The sequence below is a fragment of the Paenibacillus pedocola genome, from assembly GCF_031599675.1.
In the GTDB taxonomy this organism is placed as follows: Bacteria; Bacillota; Bacilli; order Paenibacillales; family Paenibacillaceae; genus Paenibacillus_AQ; species Paenibacillus_AQ pedocola.
On sequence record NZ_CP134223.1, the window covers coordinates 4,013,230 to 4,029,868 of the forward strand.

Consider the following 16,639-nt stretch of genomic DNA (forward strand, 5'->3'; position numbering starts at 1 on the left):
GCGGAGAATGATTGGACATCCGGCCTCTGTTGTTCACAGATTCCTTGATTTGAATCGCCATGCGGTTAAAATCTGTGAACAGTTTATGCTTTCGATGCGAGCTTTCCTCCGGAAAGCTTACAGGCGGTCGCTATCGCTCCTCCAGCTCCAAACTTCCCCTCCGTCACTTCTGCCCATTCAGGTAAGGTCAAGTTCCACTAATATAGCTGGTGTGCTATATTCAAAATGTCACATCCTAAATTTACCTGTTAGCAAATCTAATCTTAGGAGGTTACAATGAAAAATCAATTCATTGATGCTCTAGAAAATCATTCGCTGGATGAGCTGCGCAGAATCTCCAAAAGCGACTTACATAACCACGCCGGGCGCGGAGGCAATATCAAGTATATCGGAGACTGGGCGAATACCACTATCCTGCCGCCTTCCTCCAAATTCGGATCTTTGGGTGAGATGCAGGAGTGGTTCGTCAGTAATGTAAAAAGCCTTTGCCCGGGTATCCAAGGCTATCTGAAACGAATTGAGGCTTCCTTCGTCCAGGCTGCTGATGACGGGATTGAACGCTTGGCCCTGAGCTACGGGATAGATGAAATTGATGCCCTCGGAGGTATGGAGTCATTCATACATACAATGGACGGCTTGAGTCATCATTATGCGCCGCACACACAATTCCTGCCGGAGCTGGCATTTGACAGCCGTGATAATGTTGACGAAGCATTGGACAGATTGGATGAAATCCTGTCCTATCACTGGTTCAAGTCCGTTGATATCTGCGGTCTTGAGCTGGCCCAGCCGATAGGAAATTTCCGCTCTCTCTATCGCCGGGCCAAGGAGGCCGGGCTCATTCTAAAAGCTCATTCCGGTGAATTCGGCACAGCCGATGATGTAATGGAAGCCGTCGAAGAGCTGGAGCTCCAGGAGATTCATCATGGAATCGCCGCAGCGCAGTCTCCCCAAGTCATGAACTGGCTTGCCGGGCATAACATTACCTTAAATGTGTGCCCGACCAGCAATGTGATGCTCGGCCGGACAGATAATTACTCCACCCATCCCGTCCGGGCCCTGTATGATGCCGGAGTACCCGTAACTATCAATTCTGACGATATGCTGATCTTTAATCAGAGTGTTTCCGAAGAATATCTGAATCTGTACAGCTCCGGGTTAATGTCGGCGAATGAGCTGAATGATATCCGTGAAACCGGACTCCGAAGATAATGCCTGCAATCAGTGGCCGGCAAGCCTCACGAAATCATTCTCCCGCGGAAAGGTCAGTGTAAATGTTGTGCCTTTCCCGGGTGCCGACTCCGCCCGGATGCCAATCAGCAGCGGCTCCGCCACCTGCTTCGTCAAATAGAGGCCCATGCCGGTAGCCGCCCCTTCCTGCCTGCCCAGTGTGGAGGTGAAGCCCTTGTCAAAAATACGCGGCAGATCCTTGGGATCGATCCCTCTCCCCTGATCTTCAATGACCAGTACAACATGTCCATCCGTTTCCCAGCTCCTAACTGCAATATCCGAAGCTTCACTGTATTTCACGGCGTTCGTCAGCAATTGCCGGAGCATGAACCCGAGCCACTTCCCGTCAGTAAGCACCGTTTTCGCCTCTAGCGACACATCGAACCCGATTCCTTTGGGAATGCACCAGGACTTCAGCGCCCGGATCTCTTGATTAAGGATTGGTTCAAGTCCGGTGTCCTCAATGAAAAGATCATTGCGCATAAACGGAATACGCTTCTGATGAAGCTGCTGGTCGAGCAGATGATGTATCCGCAGCCATTCGTACATGATCTGGCTCCGCAGCGTTTCATCCGGAAGGCGTTCAATCATCAGCTGCATCGCAGTGAGCGGGGTCTTCACCTCATGGATCCACGACAGGAGGTCATCCTTCTCCTGCTCCAGCAGCCGGAAGCTCATAGAGGATTCCCGGCGGTAGCGTTCTGTCTGGGCGGTTACTGCCTCCTGCACAATCTGTTCAAACGGACTGTCCGCTTCGTCAAACGCCTCAAGATCATATACCTGGTCCCAGGCTTTGACGGCCCTGTAGAACCGGGTCTCCTTTTGAAATCGGATGAACACAAACGCCGTACAAACCAGCACATTCAGCAGAACAATATAGAGAAGCGGCAGAAAGGGTATGGAAGCATCCACGAAAGCAACAAACAGGATCATCACTTGAATCCCGGCAAGCAGGCAGAGCCAGCTCCGCTTCTCTTTTATGTATTTGGTGATCATAACGCCGCCTCTTCGGTCGCCATATAACCTTGCCCGACCTTGGTTTCAATAAAAGCGTCCAGCTCCAGCGGCTCCAGCTTTTTGCGCAGCCTGTTCACATTCACAGTCAGCGTATTATCGCTCACGAAATGCTCATTGTCCCAAAGGTTTTTGATCAGTTCCTCACGGTCGACAATCTGATCCTTACGCTCCACCAGTATTTTTAGAATGAACATTTCATTTTTGGTGAGCAGAGCGGCACCGAGGCTATTTGTAACTGTATTTTTCACATATTCAATCGTCGCCCCCCGCCATGTCTTCAGCTCCGTCCGTTCGCTGCTGTAGTTGTACACCCGGCGCAGGGTAGCCTGGATTTTGGCGATCAGCACCTCGAAATGGAACGGCTTCTGCATGAAATCATCCGCGCCAAGCTGCATGGACATAACCATATCACTCGGGTGATCGCGGGAGGAGAGAAAAATAATCGGCACATTGGAATGCGCCCGGATCATCCGGCACCAATGGAACCCGTCATATAGCGGCAGCTGGATATCAATGATGACAAGCTCCGGTTTAACCGCCGTGAACTCCTGCAGTACTTTGGAGAAATCCGTGATGCCGTATACCTCATAGGACCATTGGGATAAGCGCTCCCTTATCTCTTTAAATAAAGTAACATCATCTTCGACCAACATGATTTTGAACAAAAAAGGCACCCCGTTTCGAATCTCAATGCATGATTAATAATACTGATTATGAATCTATTTTTAAAGCCATCGCATAAACCGCTTATGGGATACTTTGATTTTCCTTTGCTCCGCCCATTCCGTCAGGTCTTTTATGTAATTATCATTTTCTAAACGGAAACAATTCTTGTAAGGCACAAGTAAATTCCCCTTAGGTCTAATACCGATGACAGGCACGAAATAACCTTTTACAAACACAGTCTTGATGTCACTGGCATGCAAAAGCTAAGTGAAAATCCCAAGCGCCGATAATGATAAAATAGCTCCATAACCCCATACTCAAACTTAATCCTATCAGCAGCGATATTTACGAGGGACGTCTTGCTTTGTATACGGTTGTATTCTCCATAATTCCTCCTGTCAAACAATACGATCCCGATAACTCCCATCATTATACTATAATCTGGTAAATAACGGACGATGTCCGCTCCCCTTCAGCGCAACATCATTCAAGAACATCCATAAAATTCGTATTATAATAGCTATACACTATCGGAAAAGAAGGTGAACACAGTTGGCTCGTGAAGTCCGGACCGTCGTTTTTGATACAGAGCTTACGCTGGAGGCATACCGTTTTGAAGGAATTATGCAGAAATTCCCCAATCATTTTCACGACTATTACGTTATCGGGTATATTGAACAAGGTAAAAGATATCTGCTATGCGGCAATGAGGAATATATCCTGAACAGCGGAGATGTAATCATCTTCAACCCGCAGGACCCCCATTCCTGTGAACAGGTGGATGGAAGAACCCTGGATTACCGCTGCATCAATGTCCAGCCTGAGATTATGCGCCAGTATGTGCAAGAGATTACGGGAAAAGACTATCTGCCGCGGTTCACACAGGCGGTACTCTTCCAGAGTGAGCTGGCTTCGCCGCTGCATGATCTGCATCAGATGCTTCTGGACGAACAGGCGGATTTTCAGAAAGAAGAATTGTTCCTGTTCCTATTGGAGCAGCTGCTGCGGGAATATTCGGACGCCGGTACACCTATTCCCGCTACGGAGCTTACGACAGAAATCAAAATGATCTGCCAATACATAGAGGGTCATTATACTGAAAATATTACACTAAATCAGCTGACAGAATTGACAGGTCTGAGCAAATATCACCTGCTGCGGTTGTTTACTAAGCAAAAAGGCATCTCCCCGTACCGTTATCTGGAGACGATTCGTATTAACCACGCCAAACGGCTGCTGAAGCAAGGGGTTTTGCCGATGGAAGTCGCCCTGCAGACCGGGTTCAGCGACCAGAGCCATTTTACGAATTTCTTCAAAAAATTGATCGGCTTAACGCCCAAGCAGTATCTGCGGATATTTACACAACAGGCGGAAGAGAAAACATCGGAGGTCGCTTCATCATGAAAAACGAACACACTGCGGCCACCGGACATATGCTTGCCTTCCTAACAATTATGATCTGGGGAACCACCTTTATCTCGACCAAAATATTGCTGACTGACTTTACTCCGCTTGAAATCTTGTTCTTCCGGTTTATTCTGGGGTATTTGGTCTTGTCCCTGCTTCATCCGCACCGGATCCGGACAAAATCCATCAAAGAGGAAGTTCTGTTTATTGCCGCCGGGCTATGCGGAGTCACGTTGTATTTTCTGATCGAGAATATTGCCCTGGTCTACACGCTGGCCTCCAACGTCGGTGTAATTGTGTCGATTGCCCCGTTTCTGACCGCGGTGCTCGCCCACTTCCTGTTACACGAGGAACGCTTAACCCCCTCTTTCATCACAGGTTTTCTGATTGCGCTGAGCGGAATTGTCTGCCTCTTACTGAACGGAAGTTTCCGGGTGGAGCTGAATCCGCTCGGCGACCTGCTGGCCTTAGTGGCTCCTGTGGTTTGGGCTATTTATTCAGTATTGATGCGCAAAATCAGTGCACTGCAGCATAACACTATCGGCGTAACCCGCAGAGTGTTTTTCTATGGACTGCTCGGAATGCTGCCTGCTTTACCCCTGATGGATTTCCAGTTCCGTCTGGACAGATTATATGATGCAGCCAGTCTCATGAATCTTCTGTACTTAGGTCTGGGAGCTTCAGCATTATGCTTCGTGACTTGGAACCGTGCTGTCGGCATTTTGGGAGCGGTCAGAACAAGCGTATATATCTATCTTGTTCCGGTCATAACTGTGGCTGCCGCTGCGTTGTTTCTGCATGAACAGCTCACTTGGGCCATCCTGATCGGTACCCTGCTCACGTTATGCGGCTCTTATATCTCTGAGCGCAAACCAAAAACGACCCCCGGCAAGGGGATCGCTGTACAAGAATAATATTAATTAAGCCGGTGCACCAGCTCATATTGATTACCGCAGGGATCGGCGAAATACAATGCATAATACGTCGGGCTGATCGGAAACAGCCGGGGGCCGCTGTTAATAGTTCCGCCAAGTTCTTGAACGAGTAATGGCAAAATAAAGTTTATTCATGCTCTCTTTACCTCTTTTAGCAACACCGTTTCAGCACTTGTAATATAGCCACTTGCTTGGTATGTCTTCAGCGCCGGATTGTTAGTTTTGCCGGTTAGAATCTTAACACTGGTGACACCTTGATAGCTTAGCTCCTGTTCTAAAAAAGCAATCAGCGCTGTCGCAGCGCCTTTCCTTCGGCCAACTTCTGATACATACATTTCAGTAATCTCCCCGTATGCACCGGGATAACAGAAAGACCTCTAGCTCTGTGCGCACCCAAATGCTACAACTTCATCCAGCATTAGAGCTACTGCGACCAATTCCTGATTGCTCCTTAAGCTCGCTATTATATCCTGACATAGCCGTGGCTCCCCGCCGTTAAACTCAAAGTTTAGCCTGGCCAGGTCTTCGGCATCGTCAACTGTGGCTCGTCTCACTACAATTGTCACATCTATTATCCTTTCTCAGCATTATTTCCGGTAAATCAGCTCTCTCAGTTCCTCATGAATCGCTGCCGGGATCTCATAACCTTGCCCGCTATCTTCAGTATCGACCAGCAGGCCTCTAATCCCCTTTTGACCGGAATCAGAAATATTCAAGACATAAGTCTTCTGGCTGTCATCTTCATAGGACACATACATCAGAAAATAAGTCCCGTAATCCAATACCCCGCTCATTTTGACCGACTTATCGATGGCACTAACGAAGGTTCTAATTTCATCTGCTCCAGTATACGTTTTCTCTGTAAAGGGTACGGTAGATTGCTGATCACTGGTACATAAATCCACACACTCCAGCCGTATCTTATCCACCTCTCTCACTTTAGGTTCACTGCAGCCCAGAATTCCAAATAACAGCATACAGGAGAGCAGAAACATCCATATTCGCACCCTAGTTCCTCCTTATCTTGGACTCTGATGGATAACCTTTCCATATATTTCTGCAGAGACAAGAAAAAAGCCTGCTAACTCAACCTCCTAGTATAGGGATTAAGTATGCAGGCTCTATTTATTCTACCTTGCGGAGTGTGAAGTAATTATTTAACTTCAGTTGCTCCAGTCACTTTACCTTCCATAACAGCGGATGCTTGTACATCTGCATTTGCAAAGTACAGGTTACCGTCGATTGTAGCATCTTTATACAGGTTGAAGCCGTTAGCTTCTACGTAAACGTCACCTTTGATCGTTCCGCCTTGCACTCTGAAGTTTTCACTTTGAACAGTCACTTTAGGTGCAGTAAGAGTGTAGCTGGCTGTAACTTTGTGGTCAGCATCCTGAGCATACAGGGCAAGCTTGCGGTAAATTGCATTTTCGGCAGCGCCTTTATCATGGAATTCCCCGGCTACAACAACATCCTGATCTACTGTCAGGTCATTAAGGATCGCTACGATCCAGTTACCTTCTGCGCTTACTGCTTTAAGGAATGGATCTTGTTCTTTAACAATGGATGCTGTAGATACTGCATCTGTCTGTGCAGCAGCTGTAGGAGCAGTTGTAGCTGTAGCAGCCGCTTCATTTCCTTCATTGTTACCATTCGAACCGCAACCTGACAACAATGCAGCAGAAACACCCGCAACCAGCAAAACTTTAACAAATTTCATTTTTAAATCCCCCTATTTCTTTTTAATAACCATATTATATATTAAAATTTGAAAAATATCACGTGATGTTTTTCACAAATTTGTGTCACTACATGAAAGCGCAAAAAAAGCGTGTAAAAATATCCATGCAGAGCTAAAATATACCATTTATCCGTCCGGACTGACGCCTGATTAAGTCACATATGAGACATAAGGTTCTATCCCCAATCCATCCTTTTCTGGTCCACTTTTCCAGTTCAGCCTTAGGAACAATCATTGAATATTCCTTAATCAGCCCCAAACTCAGATCATGATAGGGGTATTTCACCTTGTTATTTCGCTTTTTCCCATGCGGACTGGTACACTCTTTATCAGATATGTACAATGAAACGAAAAAGACAGCAATCCAACGGCATAAGAAAGGAATTCCGCAATGAATATATCTCAACTGTCCGCAGCACTTGCGCCGCAGAATTTACGCAGCTGTCTGATCAGCCGGGAAGGCCGGCTTATATATGAACAATATAGAGAGCCTCACACTGTTACCCAGATTGCCAAAATCAACTCCTGTACCAAAAGCATTCTATCCGCGCTGATCTGCATCGCTATCGGGCAGGGCTTGCTTCCACAGCCTTCTACTCCCCTGTCGCATTTCTATCCCCAACTTCAGCTGGACACAGATAAGCGTAAGGCAGCAATCACCCTGGAGCAATTGTTAACGATGTCCGCAGGGTTCAACTGGACTGAATTTGGCGGACAGAACTCTTTTCCCCGGATGACCCGGTCAGAGAACTGGACGAATTTCGTGCTGCAGCAGAAGCTGTCGCATAATCCAGGGGAGCATATGGAATACAACTCCGGTGTCTCACAGCTGCTGTCGGCTATTCTGGTACAAGGAACAGAGATACCCACTGCCCGGTTTGCTGAGTTGCACCTGTTCGGGCCACTTGGAATTGAGCAGTATGAGTGGGAGCAGGATCCGCAAGGGATTCATACCGGAGGATTCGGGCTTCGCCTGCGGCCATCCGATCTGCTGATGTTTGGGCAGCTCTACTTGCAGCAAGGGAATTGGGCGGAGCGGCAGCTGATTCCTTCAGAGCTGATCACCCGCTCCACGCAAACCGCCATACAGGCGGAAGCTCCCCGGCGCGGCGGCTACGGCTGGCATTGGTGGACAGACAGCTATGCTATTGCAGCAGGCGGTACAACAGGATCTGAATTGCACTATTATTACGCCAGAGGGTATGGTGGGCAATTTGTTTATGTACTTCCTGCGCTTGAGACAGTTGTTGTTCTAACACAAGATCACCAGGGCAAGCAGAAGAAACCTCCTGTAGATGTGTTCCGCGAATGGATCGCTCCGCTGCTCAGTGAAGGATCCCTCTGAGAAAGACCCTCACCTATAAAATTCAGCCGGAAAATGCATAAATCCCCGTCTACCTTATAAACCTAGGTAACGGGGACTTATGTGTCCAATCCAATATTCAATTCAATCATTTCCTCCAGCAACAATCCATATCCCTGACATGGTAATTGTTAATTCATATTCGGTATTTCCCGTTCGCTCCGTAATCGGAGTATTGCTCCATGTCCTGCATATGGGATGAGTTCCCCGCGTACACGATTACACGAAAAACGTTTTCACGGACGTTTTCCCTACTGTGTCAACCGCAGTTGTACGCTTCGCTAACCTGCTTCAACGGAATCACGCTCCTTCGACTGCAAGATGTGTCTTGCCTGAAAAGCTTGTTCCTTGTTCATGGTTTCTTTGGGAATCTCTCCTTCCTTCAATTAATCACCTGCAAGTAAGCTTCTAAAAAACATGTGTTGCAGCTACTTGTTGGTGATGACACTATCTTAGCGCATAACCGCTGGATTTTAAACATTCATAATTTTTCATATTTTGTCGTATTTCCTGGAAAAGCCTATTCCCGGAGATATGGCCGCCATAGCCTAAGAATTGCTCCTTTTTTTGTGGTTTTACGTGCAATTTACAATGTAAAAAAATATTAAGCCGCAAATGGTGCTCCACTTTTATTTTCAGCTTTAACACGGTTATGTCAGCTAAAATTTTATGTTGCATGAATCCTATTCCCCCGGAGCTGTATTCAGCTTCTTACGTCTCCGCAAATTGTAAACCAGGTAAATGCCATACACCAGATATAAGAGGTTTAATATAATAACGGCCAGGAGTTCTTTGTCCGAATTCTCCTTTGTCATAAACGCTAAGGCATCATACACAAAATGAAAAGCAATCAGCGGAATAATATTGCCCGTTGTTTCAATCAGCAGGGCGAGAATACAGCCGAGCAGCAGCGCATTGATAACCTGCATCAGAACATGTGCAAGGTCGTTTCCGTTTAAAGCATTAGACATATGTAAGATTCCAAAGAAGATCGACGAAAACACGATGTAGAATACGGAGCCTTTGAACTTTAGCTTGTCTCTGATAATACCTCTGAATACCGATTCCTCCGTAAAACCAACCAGCAGAGTGAACACCAGGTAGAACAATACCTCAGCTGTGGTCAGCTTCACGTTTATACCGCCTATAAACGGCTGAACCAAGGCAATGATCAGCAGGGGGAGATAGTAGAGTGCATCTTTGGAAGAGGCTCCCTCCAGCGGCTTGAACCCGAACTGTGCTAAGCTCCTGCTGCCTCTGGTCATGTATACGGTAACGATCACAGCCATGACTAGAAAGGCTCCGGCCTGGGCAACCAATATCCCGTTGTCACTTAATTCCATAATGCTTGCGGCTGCCGAAGCTATGGAAATCAATAACGTCAGCAGGATACCAAGCATAAGCGAGAATATAACGGGATGACTCTTTTTACGGGTGTTTGTCATTACTTCTCTCCTTTAATTCTACTTATTTGCAGAGGTTCATCGTCCCAGACCTGCACTTCAATATACCTTTCCGGACCCTTTGTACCCTCTTTGTTCCAGACCTGAGGCAGACCATATTTATGTATAAGCTGTACCATTTCTTTATATGTATAAATATTTCCGCGATACTCCTTGCCGTCGTCTACCTTCGGGCTGAAGGTCGGAAATAAATCTCCATACGAGAAGGATAAAGTATCGGTGTTAAAACTGGAGATATGGATTTTCACTGCTGCGCCTTCCTCATACCAGCTATTCAGCCATTCACATTCGCCGACTACCATATAATGCGGGACTTTTCTGACCGGCTGCCCTCCTTTGGCAATGAACATCGCTCTGGCCAGCTGCTCCAGCTCGTATCTTCTTTTCATATATCCTGCAGCTCTGCGCCCCGCCATAACATCCTTATTGTGTTTAATCGAGTCAAGAACTTCTGCGGCCTCATCCGCCGGCAGATCTGACAGATTTCGAAAAGGTCCGATTGCCTTCTCATAGTAATGATATAAATAATCCAATTGGAATACCACCTTTCTATAAAGGTTCTATCTCTACCATGCCTGTAAAAAACTCAGCCTAAGGCTGAGTCTTGGAAAGATCATATTCGTAGATCCGGCCGTCGCGGACTGCCTGGTTCTTGAACAACAGCAGATTGCCTTTGCGTTCAACAAATTCAAGCTGATCCCCATAGAAAGGAATATCATTCGTTTCAGCATAAAGTTGCTGGTCTGCATCCAGTAATGCTTTGTACAACAATGTTTTGGCGCCAGTCTTGCGGTCGATCAGGGTAAGCAGGCCTTTTTGATTAGGACGAATCAGCAGGAAATCCTCATCCATTCCTTCAATCAGATACTTATCGTCTACACCGCCAAGCTTGGTTAAATCCATCGTCTCTGCTACTTTGCCTGTCCCATCTTCGATTATCCGCAGAGTCTTGCCATCCGTCAGAATCAGTTTGTTTCCATACATGTTCACATTATCTCCGAACCGGATCCAGTACCCCACGCTTGCCTGCCGGATCACCATACCGTCCTTAATAATCAGCGTATACCATTTATTGTTGATATGCGGCTCTCCGTAAATATCTGATATGGTCAGATATATTAAGCCTCCGGCTGTCTTTTGAAAATCGAAAGTAACCATGTCATATAGCTCTGAGCCCAGATTGGCAATCAGCCGGGGCCGACCCGCGGGAGTAGAAGCATATAGCTTCCCTGTTTGTTTATCAACCGTATAGTTCACACCCGCATAGGAAGCATTGGTACTGGCGAAGGTCTGAATACCTTTAGCGGTATAAACTGCACTTTTGGCATTCCAGCTTACCGATTCGCCTCCCAGAGCATAGACCATAAACCGGGCAGGAAGATATAATTCATCCTTGTATACAAAAGGCGTTCCGCCCAGTTGTACAGTTTTCTCGTCCAGCTTCCCCGTCTTGCTGCCTACTGTGATCACTACCGACTTCTCCCATCCGGTATAAGTAGCCTGACGGTGGGACTTATTCCAGGTAACCTGCAGGCCAGCCGATTCCAAAAAAGTAGCCCGGGCATAAACAGTACCATCCTTTAGCAGTGCTGGTCCGGTAGCATACCCCCCATTTTCCAATGTATAGCTGAAATAAGCGTTCGAAGCAGCAGACGAGACCGAAGCAAAAATCAGTGAAAAGGCCAGCAAAGGTAAAACAAGCCATATTTTTCGCATGAACGATCAACCCCTTCCTCTTATTTCCTGTTTTCATACATTTATTGGACTCAAAAAATAGAAAAAAGTTGCAGTCCCATTATTTAACATTCGGGGGTATTAAGACTTAGTCCGATTGAACTATCTTACCATAACTTCCAGTGGGAATACCTTGACTGACATGATATAATCGCTAATGGCTTTACCACGAAATTAAAACCCATTAATATTATGGGTTTGTAGGAGGATCTATCACCATGGACAGTCACATCAGAATTGTGAAAGTATCCGCGGCTATTGAAAAAGATGAATTTGACGTCAAGGTAAGTCATTGGAGACTGCTGCTGGAGACGAACCGCTATTACGAGATTAAAGGTGAGGATGGCCCGGTAAAGCGAATTTATAAAGAGAAGCTCAATACCGTGGTGGATGAATCCAAGTCATATACGGCTGGCCAGCTCTCCTGTTCAGCCTTTTGTATTGAAGACCGGATCAATGAGATGCAGATCGAGATTCTCCACAAGCTGCAGCTAAAAATCAACGATTATATGAACCAGCTTCATTTAAATCAAAAAGCGATCGAACGCCAAACGATCGTTCAAAAATCGTGACTGTCCGGAATACCTATTCACGAATCTGATTGACAGCACAAAGAGCCGCGATTTGCAGACCCTAAATTCTGCAGATTCCCGGCTCTTTGTATTAGCGGGCTGCTTATAGCAGTCCCGCGTTCTTCACAGCATGTTCCCAGCTTGGAAAATAATACAGTGCGCTCCGCATTAATTCCGGATCCTGCTGCTTAACCTGCTTCTTATTGACCGTTCCCCCACCCGATTGGAGCTGCTTGATCCGGTTAATGACCTCATCTGATCCCATTGTAATATCCAGCTTTGCCACTCCCTTCTTTATCATTCTTCCATATTTTTCACCATGCATTCAATTTATATACTTAAGCAGAATGAAAAAGGCACAAAAACCTGCGCCTGAACAATTCCATCACCAGCAGCAGTCTGCCTCTTCGTGAATATCCGGCATTCTAATCCCACGCTTAAAGTTATTGAGATAAGTTTAGCATTATAGTACAGCAGGATTATGTCGGTTTTTGGAGAATATTAACAGAGATTAATAAAGCAACAATACATCCACATCAGTATGTGGAACTCAGGAGGGAATAAAATGGCTAACTTGTTCGGCGGTTTACTTGGCAATTATTCGGAGGTGACCCTTCCGGAGCTGAAGAACCAGTATGGGGCATATCTAATGCCTGAAGAACAAATCCGTTCAGGCTTCAAACTGATCCGCGATGCTTTTATTATTACGGATGAACGTTTAATTCTGATTGATCATCAAGGTGTCACCGGCAAGAAAACGCGCGTGGCGTCAATCCACCTCAGCTCTATATTTGAAGTCACTATGGAGACTGGCGGCACCGGTTTTGATGATTGTGAAATCAATCTGCATTATATTACCTCCCCGTATCATAAAACGAATAATCTGCAGACGGCCGTCTATAAATTTGAATTTTCCAAAAAATTCAATGTACAGCCTTTGTACACCGCACTCATCAGCATCGCGCATGAGAACCACAAACGCCTGAACGGTTGATTAAAATGGTTTCACTATGCTGCAAAGTCCCCTGTGTTTCCGGCAGGGGACTTTGTGTTTATACTGTACATTCTCTTGTGCAATGAACTCTTACTTCTTCTCCAGTGCGAATTTCAGCAGGCGGCTGAGCGCAGCCGGCAGGACACTGACATGGCTTTCCTCCGGAAACTTGGCCCGGTTGACCTGCAGTCCCTGCTCCGATAGCGGCTCTAGCAGCAACGCCAGCTTCTCTGCATCCTGAACCATGTGGTCTAGCTCTTCAGCACCGATGGTAATAAGCAGCTTCCGCTGCAGTTGCCGCTGAGGGTAGTCTGCGGAGAAACGTTCCTGCTCAGCCAATACGGAGTAGTCCCCCCACCAGACCGAGGGGCTGCCTGCTGCATAGTGCGTAAACAGCTCTGGTCTGGTAAATAACGCATGCAGAACGAACAGCCCGCCTAAGGAATGGCCGAACAAGGCCTGACGGCTGACGTCTACCGGAAATAGACTTGAGATCATCGGCATGATCTCATCCTGCAGGACATCCAGGAAGCTGTCCGCCCCGCCATGCTCAGGCCAGTTACTGCCATCCGGACGTTTCGGCAGGGTCTGCTCGAGCACCGGTATAGTGAAATCATAACAGCGTCTTGTCATGTCAAAGGGCTCATCTGACGGGTAGCCGATGGCGACAATGACCACCGGATCAAAGCCGTGCGGCTTACGTGTCTGCAGCCGGGCAGCTTCAGCGAGGGTGTGAAATACGGCGTTGCCATCCAGGGCATAGATAACCGGATACCCTTCCGGCGGGGCTTCGCCGGAAGGGTGCGAGAGCAAAATCCGGTACTCCAGCTTACGCTCACCCGCAGTTATTACATATTCTTCACAGCCCTGATGCAGAATCGGTTCTCTGCTTCCGGTATCGTTTATATTCAGCGCTTCTATCCGGTCCATTGAAGTCTCCTCCATATCCGCTAACTGTTTTCGAACTATTGATAATGATAATCATTGTCTATAATATTTTCAATAAAAAAAAAGAACGCCCGGCAGCGTCCTTGTACTTGTAGATTAGCTGATTCATCCTTCTTCAATAGCACATCTATAGCCTCTGGCTGACTGACCCTGCGTCAGTTCTGAGCACAAAATAATATTCCTGCTTCTCCCCGCCACCCTGCTTCGTGAGCTTGAATCCGCGAATGGTGGCACCGGGCTCATAGTCCTTGGTATTTGAGCTTAAAAAAGCTGCCATATTCTCTTTAAGTACAAAAGAACCTGATCCGCTGCTAAATTCCATGACTATCGGCTTGTCTTCCGGCATTCTGTATTTATAGCCGCCGTTTTCACTCAGCAGCACATCACTCAGTTCATATACGGCAGGAGCCCCCTTCTCCAGCTGAATTTGAACAGACTCACCTAATTTCACATAAGGGATGCTGACTTTTGAATCTTCAAGAATAGCTCTGAACGGGGCTTCCCCGGATGTATTTGCAGTATGCCCTTCGGTTATGATTTGGATCATTGCCGGGATATTACTGCCGCCTGCTGTTACCGTGATCGAAGAAGATGCCGGTTCATCCTTATGATTCGAGAAGCTGCAGGCAGTTAAAGCACAAAGTATCAGCACACTCAACAGCCAAAGAAGTGGAATCCTGGGCATATACTAACCCTCCTCCCCGCATTTTTAATAGGCTAACCGATAATACGGAAGATTGAGTACCGGCACAAAGCCCAGCTTCTGCGCGAGATTATACGATCCTTCATTCTCCAGACGGCAGGCCCAGACGGGTTCCAGCCCGCGGTCCAGGCAGTAATCAATCAAGGCCGAGCTGACGGAGAATGCATAACCTTTTCCCCGGTATTTGTGCGCCGTCTCAATGCCAATCTCCAGCTGATTCTGTGCGCAGCAGGCTGAGAACGCAGTCGCGGCTATTTCGCCGTCCCGCAGCAAAGTGTATCCTATCCCCTCCGCTTCAAAATGTGCCGCATCCCGCCAGAAAAAACGGGGCACCACACCTTCTGCCAGCGCGCCAAACTGCTCTTTGGTGGTCTGTACGATCAATTCATCCTGCTTAAAAAACTGCTCCCTGGCAGTAAGGTAAGCCTGCCGGTCGAAGCGGAAATTAACCCTTGTATTCAGCTGAATGGCCCGGGGGTTACTGCCCTCCGGCAAGTCAGATCCGTTGACAAGCATACCATTATGCATAGTCCGAATAGAATCGGTTAGGCTGGTCCAGTCTCCTGCCGGATCTGCCTGCAGCCACTCCGCCGCCCGTCTGGTTTCGGATTTATTGGTCACGTAATCAAAGAGCGAGCGTTCAAAGGTTTCATCGCCTCTTTCTCCAAATAAAAGTGACATGCCATAAGAATGAACCACATAAAAAGCGCGGGGACTGTCTGCACAATCCGCAAACACCTTCCCGCCAATATTCTGCTCCAGGACGCTTCTGGCGAATAACGTGTTTATTTTTACTTGATCCAGCACCGGTAAGGCCAGGTAATAGTCCCTGCTTTTCAGTTCAATCATTGCCTTCTCCTCGCTTTTCGTTAACAAATTGTTTATACAGCCAACGGAAATTCCATTCAAAGACATGAGACATCTGCCACTCAGCAAAAGGTATAGGTATACCCCGAGCCATCCAGAAATCAGCTGATTCTCCGCTTGCTGCGGCTTGTTCTGCATAGATTTGAATTTCAGTAAGATAACTGATCATCTCACCAATGCTGCTGTGGTCTGTAACTTCCCCGTGGCCGGGAATCACCAGACTGAAATCAAGCTCTTGTCCGATCCGCTGCAGAATCTCTATCCATGCGGCCGGGAACCCGCTAAGCATAGCCGGATGTGATTTACTTAGTACCAGATCTCCGGCGATCAACACCTTTGCATCTTCAATGTATACAAAGGCATCACTATCCGTATGCCCGCCGCCAAAGGTCAGGAGAGTCAGCGAACGCGCAGTCCCATGAATCATTAGCTTGTCTGAAAAGGTTAGTGCCGCGGTCCTTCTACGGATGCCGGGAACGGCCGCCAGCAGTGCAGCTTTATCCGCAATTTCATAGGCAAATGCAGATTGCAGCCTGAGGTCTTGTGCCGCATGCATGCCTTTCGTTAATCCCTCGATTTGTTTCTGCAATCCTTCCTGCCACACTTCCACTTCCGGAGCACCCTCTTTAGTCAGAATCTCCCGGGTAAGGTCAGTAGTGATGATCAGACTGTCCGCAAACATCTGATTCCCGTAATGATGATCTCCATGAAAATGCGTATTGACTATGTACTTCACCGGTTTCCCGGTCAGCTCCAGGGCAGATTCCCGCAATATCCCAGCCGCTTCGGGAAGACAGAACGTATCTACTACAACTGTAATATCACCTAAATCAACTACCGCAGCATTCCCCAACGCTCCGCTGCCCGGAATAACAATTGCCGCCCACACGCCTGAAGCTACTGAATGCAAGGTGAAGAATTTGTTCAATCTCATTCCCCCAATGTGACAATAAAATTAACTGCCATTATACTATAAACTGGAAACTATTGAGCATTAGATTG

18 protein-coding genes and 1 pseudogene are annotated in these 16,639 nt (G+C 47.2%); 6 read left to right on the forward strand and 13 right to left on the reverse strand.

The features are described from left to right. Positions 1-276 precede the first annotated feature (276 nt). Positions 277-1,212 (forward strand): amidohydrolase family protein, encoded by a 936-nt coding sequence (locus QU597_RS17750; protein WP_310829193.1) that lies wholly within the window; start codon positions 277-279, stop codon positions 1,210-1,212. Between the two features lie 9 nt (positions 1,213-1,221). Here QU597_RS17750 and QU597_RS17755 read toward each other — a convergent pair whose 3' ends face one another. Both QU597_RS17755 and QU597_RS17760 read right to left on the reverse strand, forming a co-directional pair. Beyond that, positions 1,222-2,226, reverse strand: a complete 1,005-nt coding sequence (locus QU597_RS17755) for a sensor histidine kinase (protein ID WP_206100703.1) — start codon at positions 2,224-2,226, stop codon at positions 1,222-1,224. Further along, positions 2,223-2,912, reverse strand: a complete 690-nt coding sequence (locus tag QU597_RS17760; RefSeq protein ID WP_310829194.1) for a response regulator transcription factor — start codon at positions 2,910-2,912, stop codon at positions 2,223-2,225. The genes QU597_RS17755 and QU597_RS17760 overlap by 4 nt, the downstream gene beginning before the upstream one ends. 553 nt (positions 2,913-3,465) lie before the next feature. On the opposite strand from QU597_RS17760, the gene QU597_RS17765 reads away from it, so the two are divergent. Both QU597_RS17765 and QU597_RS17770 read left to right on the forward strand, forming a co-directional pair. Beyond that, the gene (locus QU597_RS17765) at positions 3,466-4,317 is read left to right on the forward strand and encodes an AraC family ligand binding domain-containing protein (protein WP_310829195.1); all 852 of its coding nucleotides are present in this window, start codon (positions 3,466-3,468) and stop codon (positions 4,315-4,317) included. Next, a complete protein-coding gene (locus QU597_RS17770; RefSeq protein ID WP_310829196.1) occupies positions 4,314-5,234 on the forward strand; it encodes a DMT family transporter in 921 nt (306 codons plus the stop codon). The genes QU597_RS17765 and QU597_RS17770 overlap by 4 nt, the downstream gene beginning before the upstream one ends. 152 nt (positions 5,235-5,386) lie before the next feature. On the opposite strand, the pseudogene QU597_RS17775 reads toward QU597_RS17770, so the two are convergent. From QU597_RS17775 to QU597_RS17785, 3 genes and pseudogenes are all read right to left on the reverse strand, one after another. Further along, positions 5,387-5,602 (reverse strand): annotated as a pseudogene (locus QU597_RS17775) (GNAT family N-acetyltransferase); the annotation flags it as partial. A 240-nt stretch (positions 5,603-5,842) separates the two neighbouring features. Then, positions 5,843-6,262, reverse strand: coding sequence for a YhfM domain-containing protein (locus QU597_RS17780; protein ID WP_206100709.1), 420 nt, complete (start codon positions 6,260-6,262; stop codon positions 5,843-5,845). 146 nt (positions 6,263-6,408) lie between these two features. After that, positions 6,409-6,972, reverse strand: coding sequence for a polymer-forming cytoskeletal protein (locus QU597_RS17785; protein ID WP_206100710.1), 564 nt, complete (start codon positions 6,970-6,972; stop codon positions 6,409-6,411). A gap of 412 nt (positions 6,973-7,384) precedes the next feature. On the opposite strand from QU597_RS17785, the gene QU597_RS17790 reads away from it, so the two are divergent. Next, positions 7,385-8,338: a serine hydrolase domain-containing protein gene (locus QU597_RS17790; protein WP_310829198.1), complete on the forward strand. Its 954-nt coding sequence runs from the start codon at positions 7,385-7,387 to the stop codon at positions 8,336-8,338. 701 nt (positions 8,339-9,039) lie between these two features. Here QU597_RS17790 and QU597_RS17795 read toward each other — a convergent pair. Genes QU597_RS17795 through QU597_RS17805 form a run of 3 tightly spaced genes read right to left on the reverse strand, consistent with a single transcriptional unit; the run spans position 9,040 to position 11,535 of the window. After that, a complete protein-coding gene (locus QU597_RS17795) occupies positions 9,040-9,801 on the reverse strand; it encodes a CPBP family intramembrane glutamic endopeptidase (protein ID WP_310829199.1) in 762 nt (253 codons plus the stop codon). After that, entirely contained in the window at positions 9,801-10,352 is a 552-nt protein-coding gene (locus QU597_RS17800) for a hypothetical protein (RefSeq protein WP_206100714.1), read from the reverse strand. The genes QU597_RS17795 and QU597_RS17800 overlap by 1 nt, the downstream gene beginning before the upstream one ends. Before the next feature lie 58 nt (positions 10,353-10,410). Beyond that, positions 10,411-11,535, reverse strand: coding sequence for a copper amine oxidase N-terminal domain-containing protein (locus tag QU597_RS17805; RefSeq protein ID WP_206100715.1), 1,125 nt, complete (start codon positions 11,533-11,535; stop codon positions 10,411-10,413). Between the two features lie 236 nt (positions 11,536-11,771). Here QU597_RS17805 and QU597_RS17810 point away from each other — a divergent pair, with 236 nt between their 5' ends. Beyond that, complete coding sequence (locus QU597_RS17810) at positions 11,772-12,125, forward strand: hypothetical protein (protein WP_232380874.1); 354 nt, start codon at positions 11,772-11,774, stop codon at positions 12,123-12,125. A 103-nt stretch (positions 12,126-12,228) separates the two neighbouring features. Here QU597_RS17810 and QU597_RS17815 read toward each other — a convergent pair whose 3' ends face one another. After that, positions 12,229-12,426 carry a hypothetical protein gene (locus QU597_RS17815; protein WP_206105360.1) on the reverse strand — a complete coding sequence of 66 codons (198 nt, stop codon included), beginning with the start codon at positions 12,424-12,426 and terminating at the stop codon, positions 12,229-12,231. Positions 12,427-12,690: 264 nt separating this feature from the next. On the opposite strand from QU597_RS17815, the gene QU597_RS17820 reads away from it, so the two are divergent. Beyond that, positions 12,691-13,119, forward strand: coding sequence for a PH domain-containing protein (locus QU597_RS17820; RefSeq protein ID WP_206100716.1), 429 nt, complete (start codon positions 12,691-12,693; stop codon positions 13,117-13,119). Positions 13,120-13,209: 90 nt separating this feature from the next. Here QU597_RS17820 and QU597_RS17825 read toward each other — a convergent pair whose 3' ends face one another. The 4 genes from QU597_RS17825 to QU597_RS17840 all read right to left on the reverse strand — a co-directional run bounded on the left by QU597_RS17825 (position 13,210) and on the right by QU597_RS17840 (position 16,565). Beyond that, a complete protein-coding gene (locus tag QU597_RS17825; RefSeq protein ID WP_310829200.1) occupies positions 13,210-14,049 on the reverse strand; it encodes an alpha/beta hydrolase in 840 nt (279 codons plus the stop codon). Positions 14,050-14,194: 145 nt separating this feature from the next. Then, positions 14,195-14,752 (reverse strand): hypothetical protein, encoded by a 558-nt coding sequence (locus tag QU597_RS17830; protein WP_310829201.1) that lies wholly within the window; start codon positions 14,750-14,752, stop codon positions 14,195-14,197. Between the two features lie 24 nt (positions 14,753-14,776). Further along, positions 14,777-15,619 carry a GNAT family N-acetyltransferase gene (locus QU597_RS17835; RefSeq protein ID WP_310829202.1) on the reverse strand — a complete coding sequence of 281 codons (843 nt, stop codon included), beginning with the start codon at positions 15,617-15,619 and terminating at the stop codon, positions 14,777-14,779. Next, positions 15,612-16,565, reverse strand: coding sequence for an MBL fold metallo-hydrolase (locus tag QU597_RS17840; protein WP_206100720.1), 954 nt, complete (start codon positions 16,563-16,565; stop codon positions 15,612-15,614). Before QU597_RS17840 ends, QU597_RS17835 begins: the two co-directional genes overlap by 8 nt. Positions 16,566-16,639: the final 74 nt, after the last annotated feature.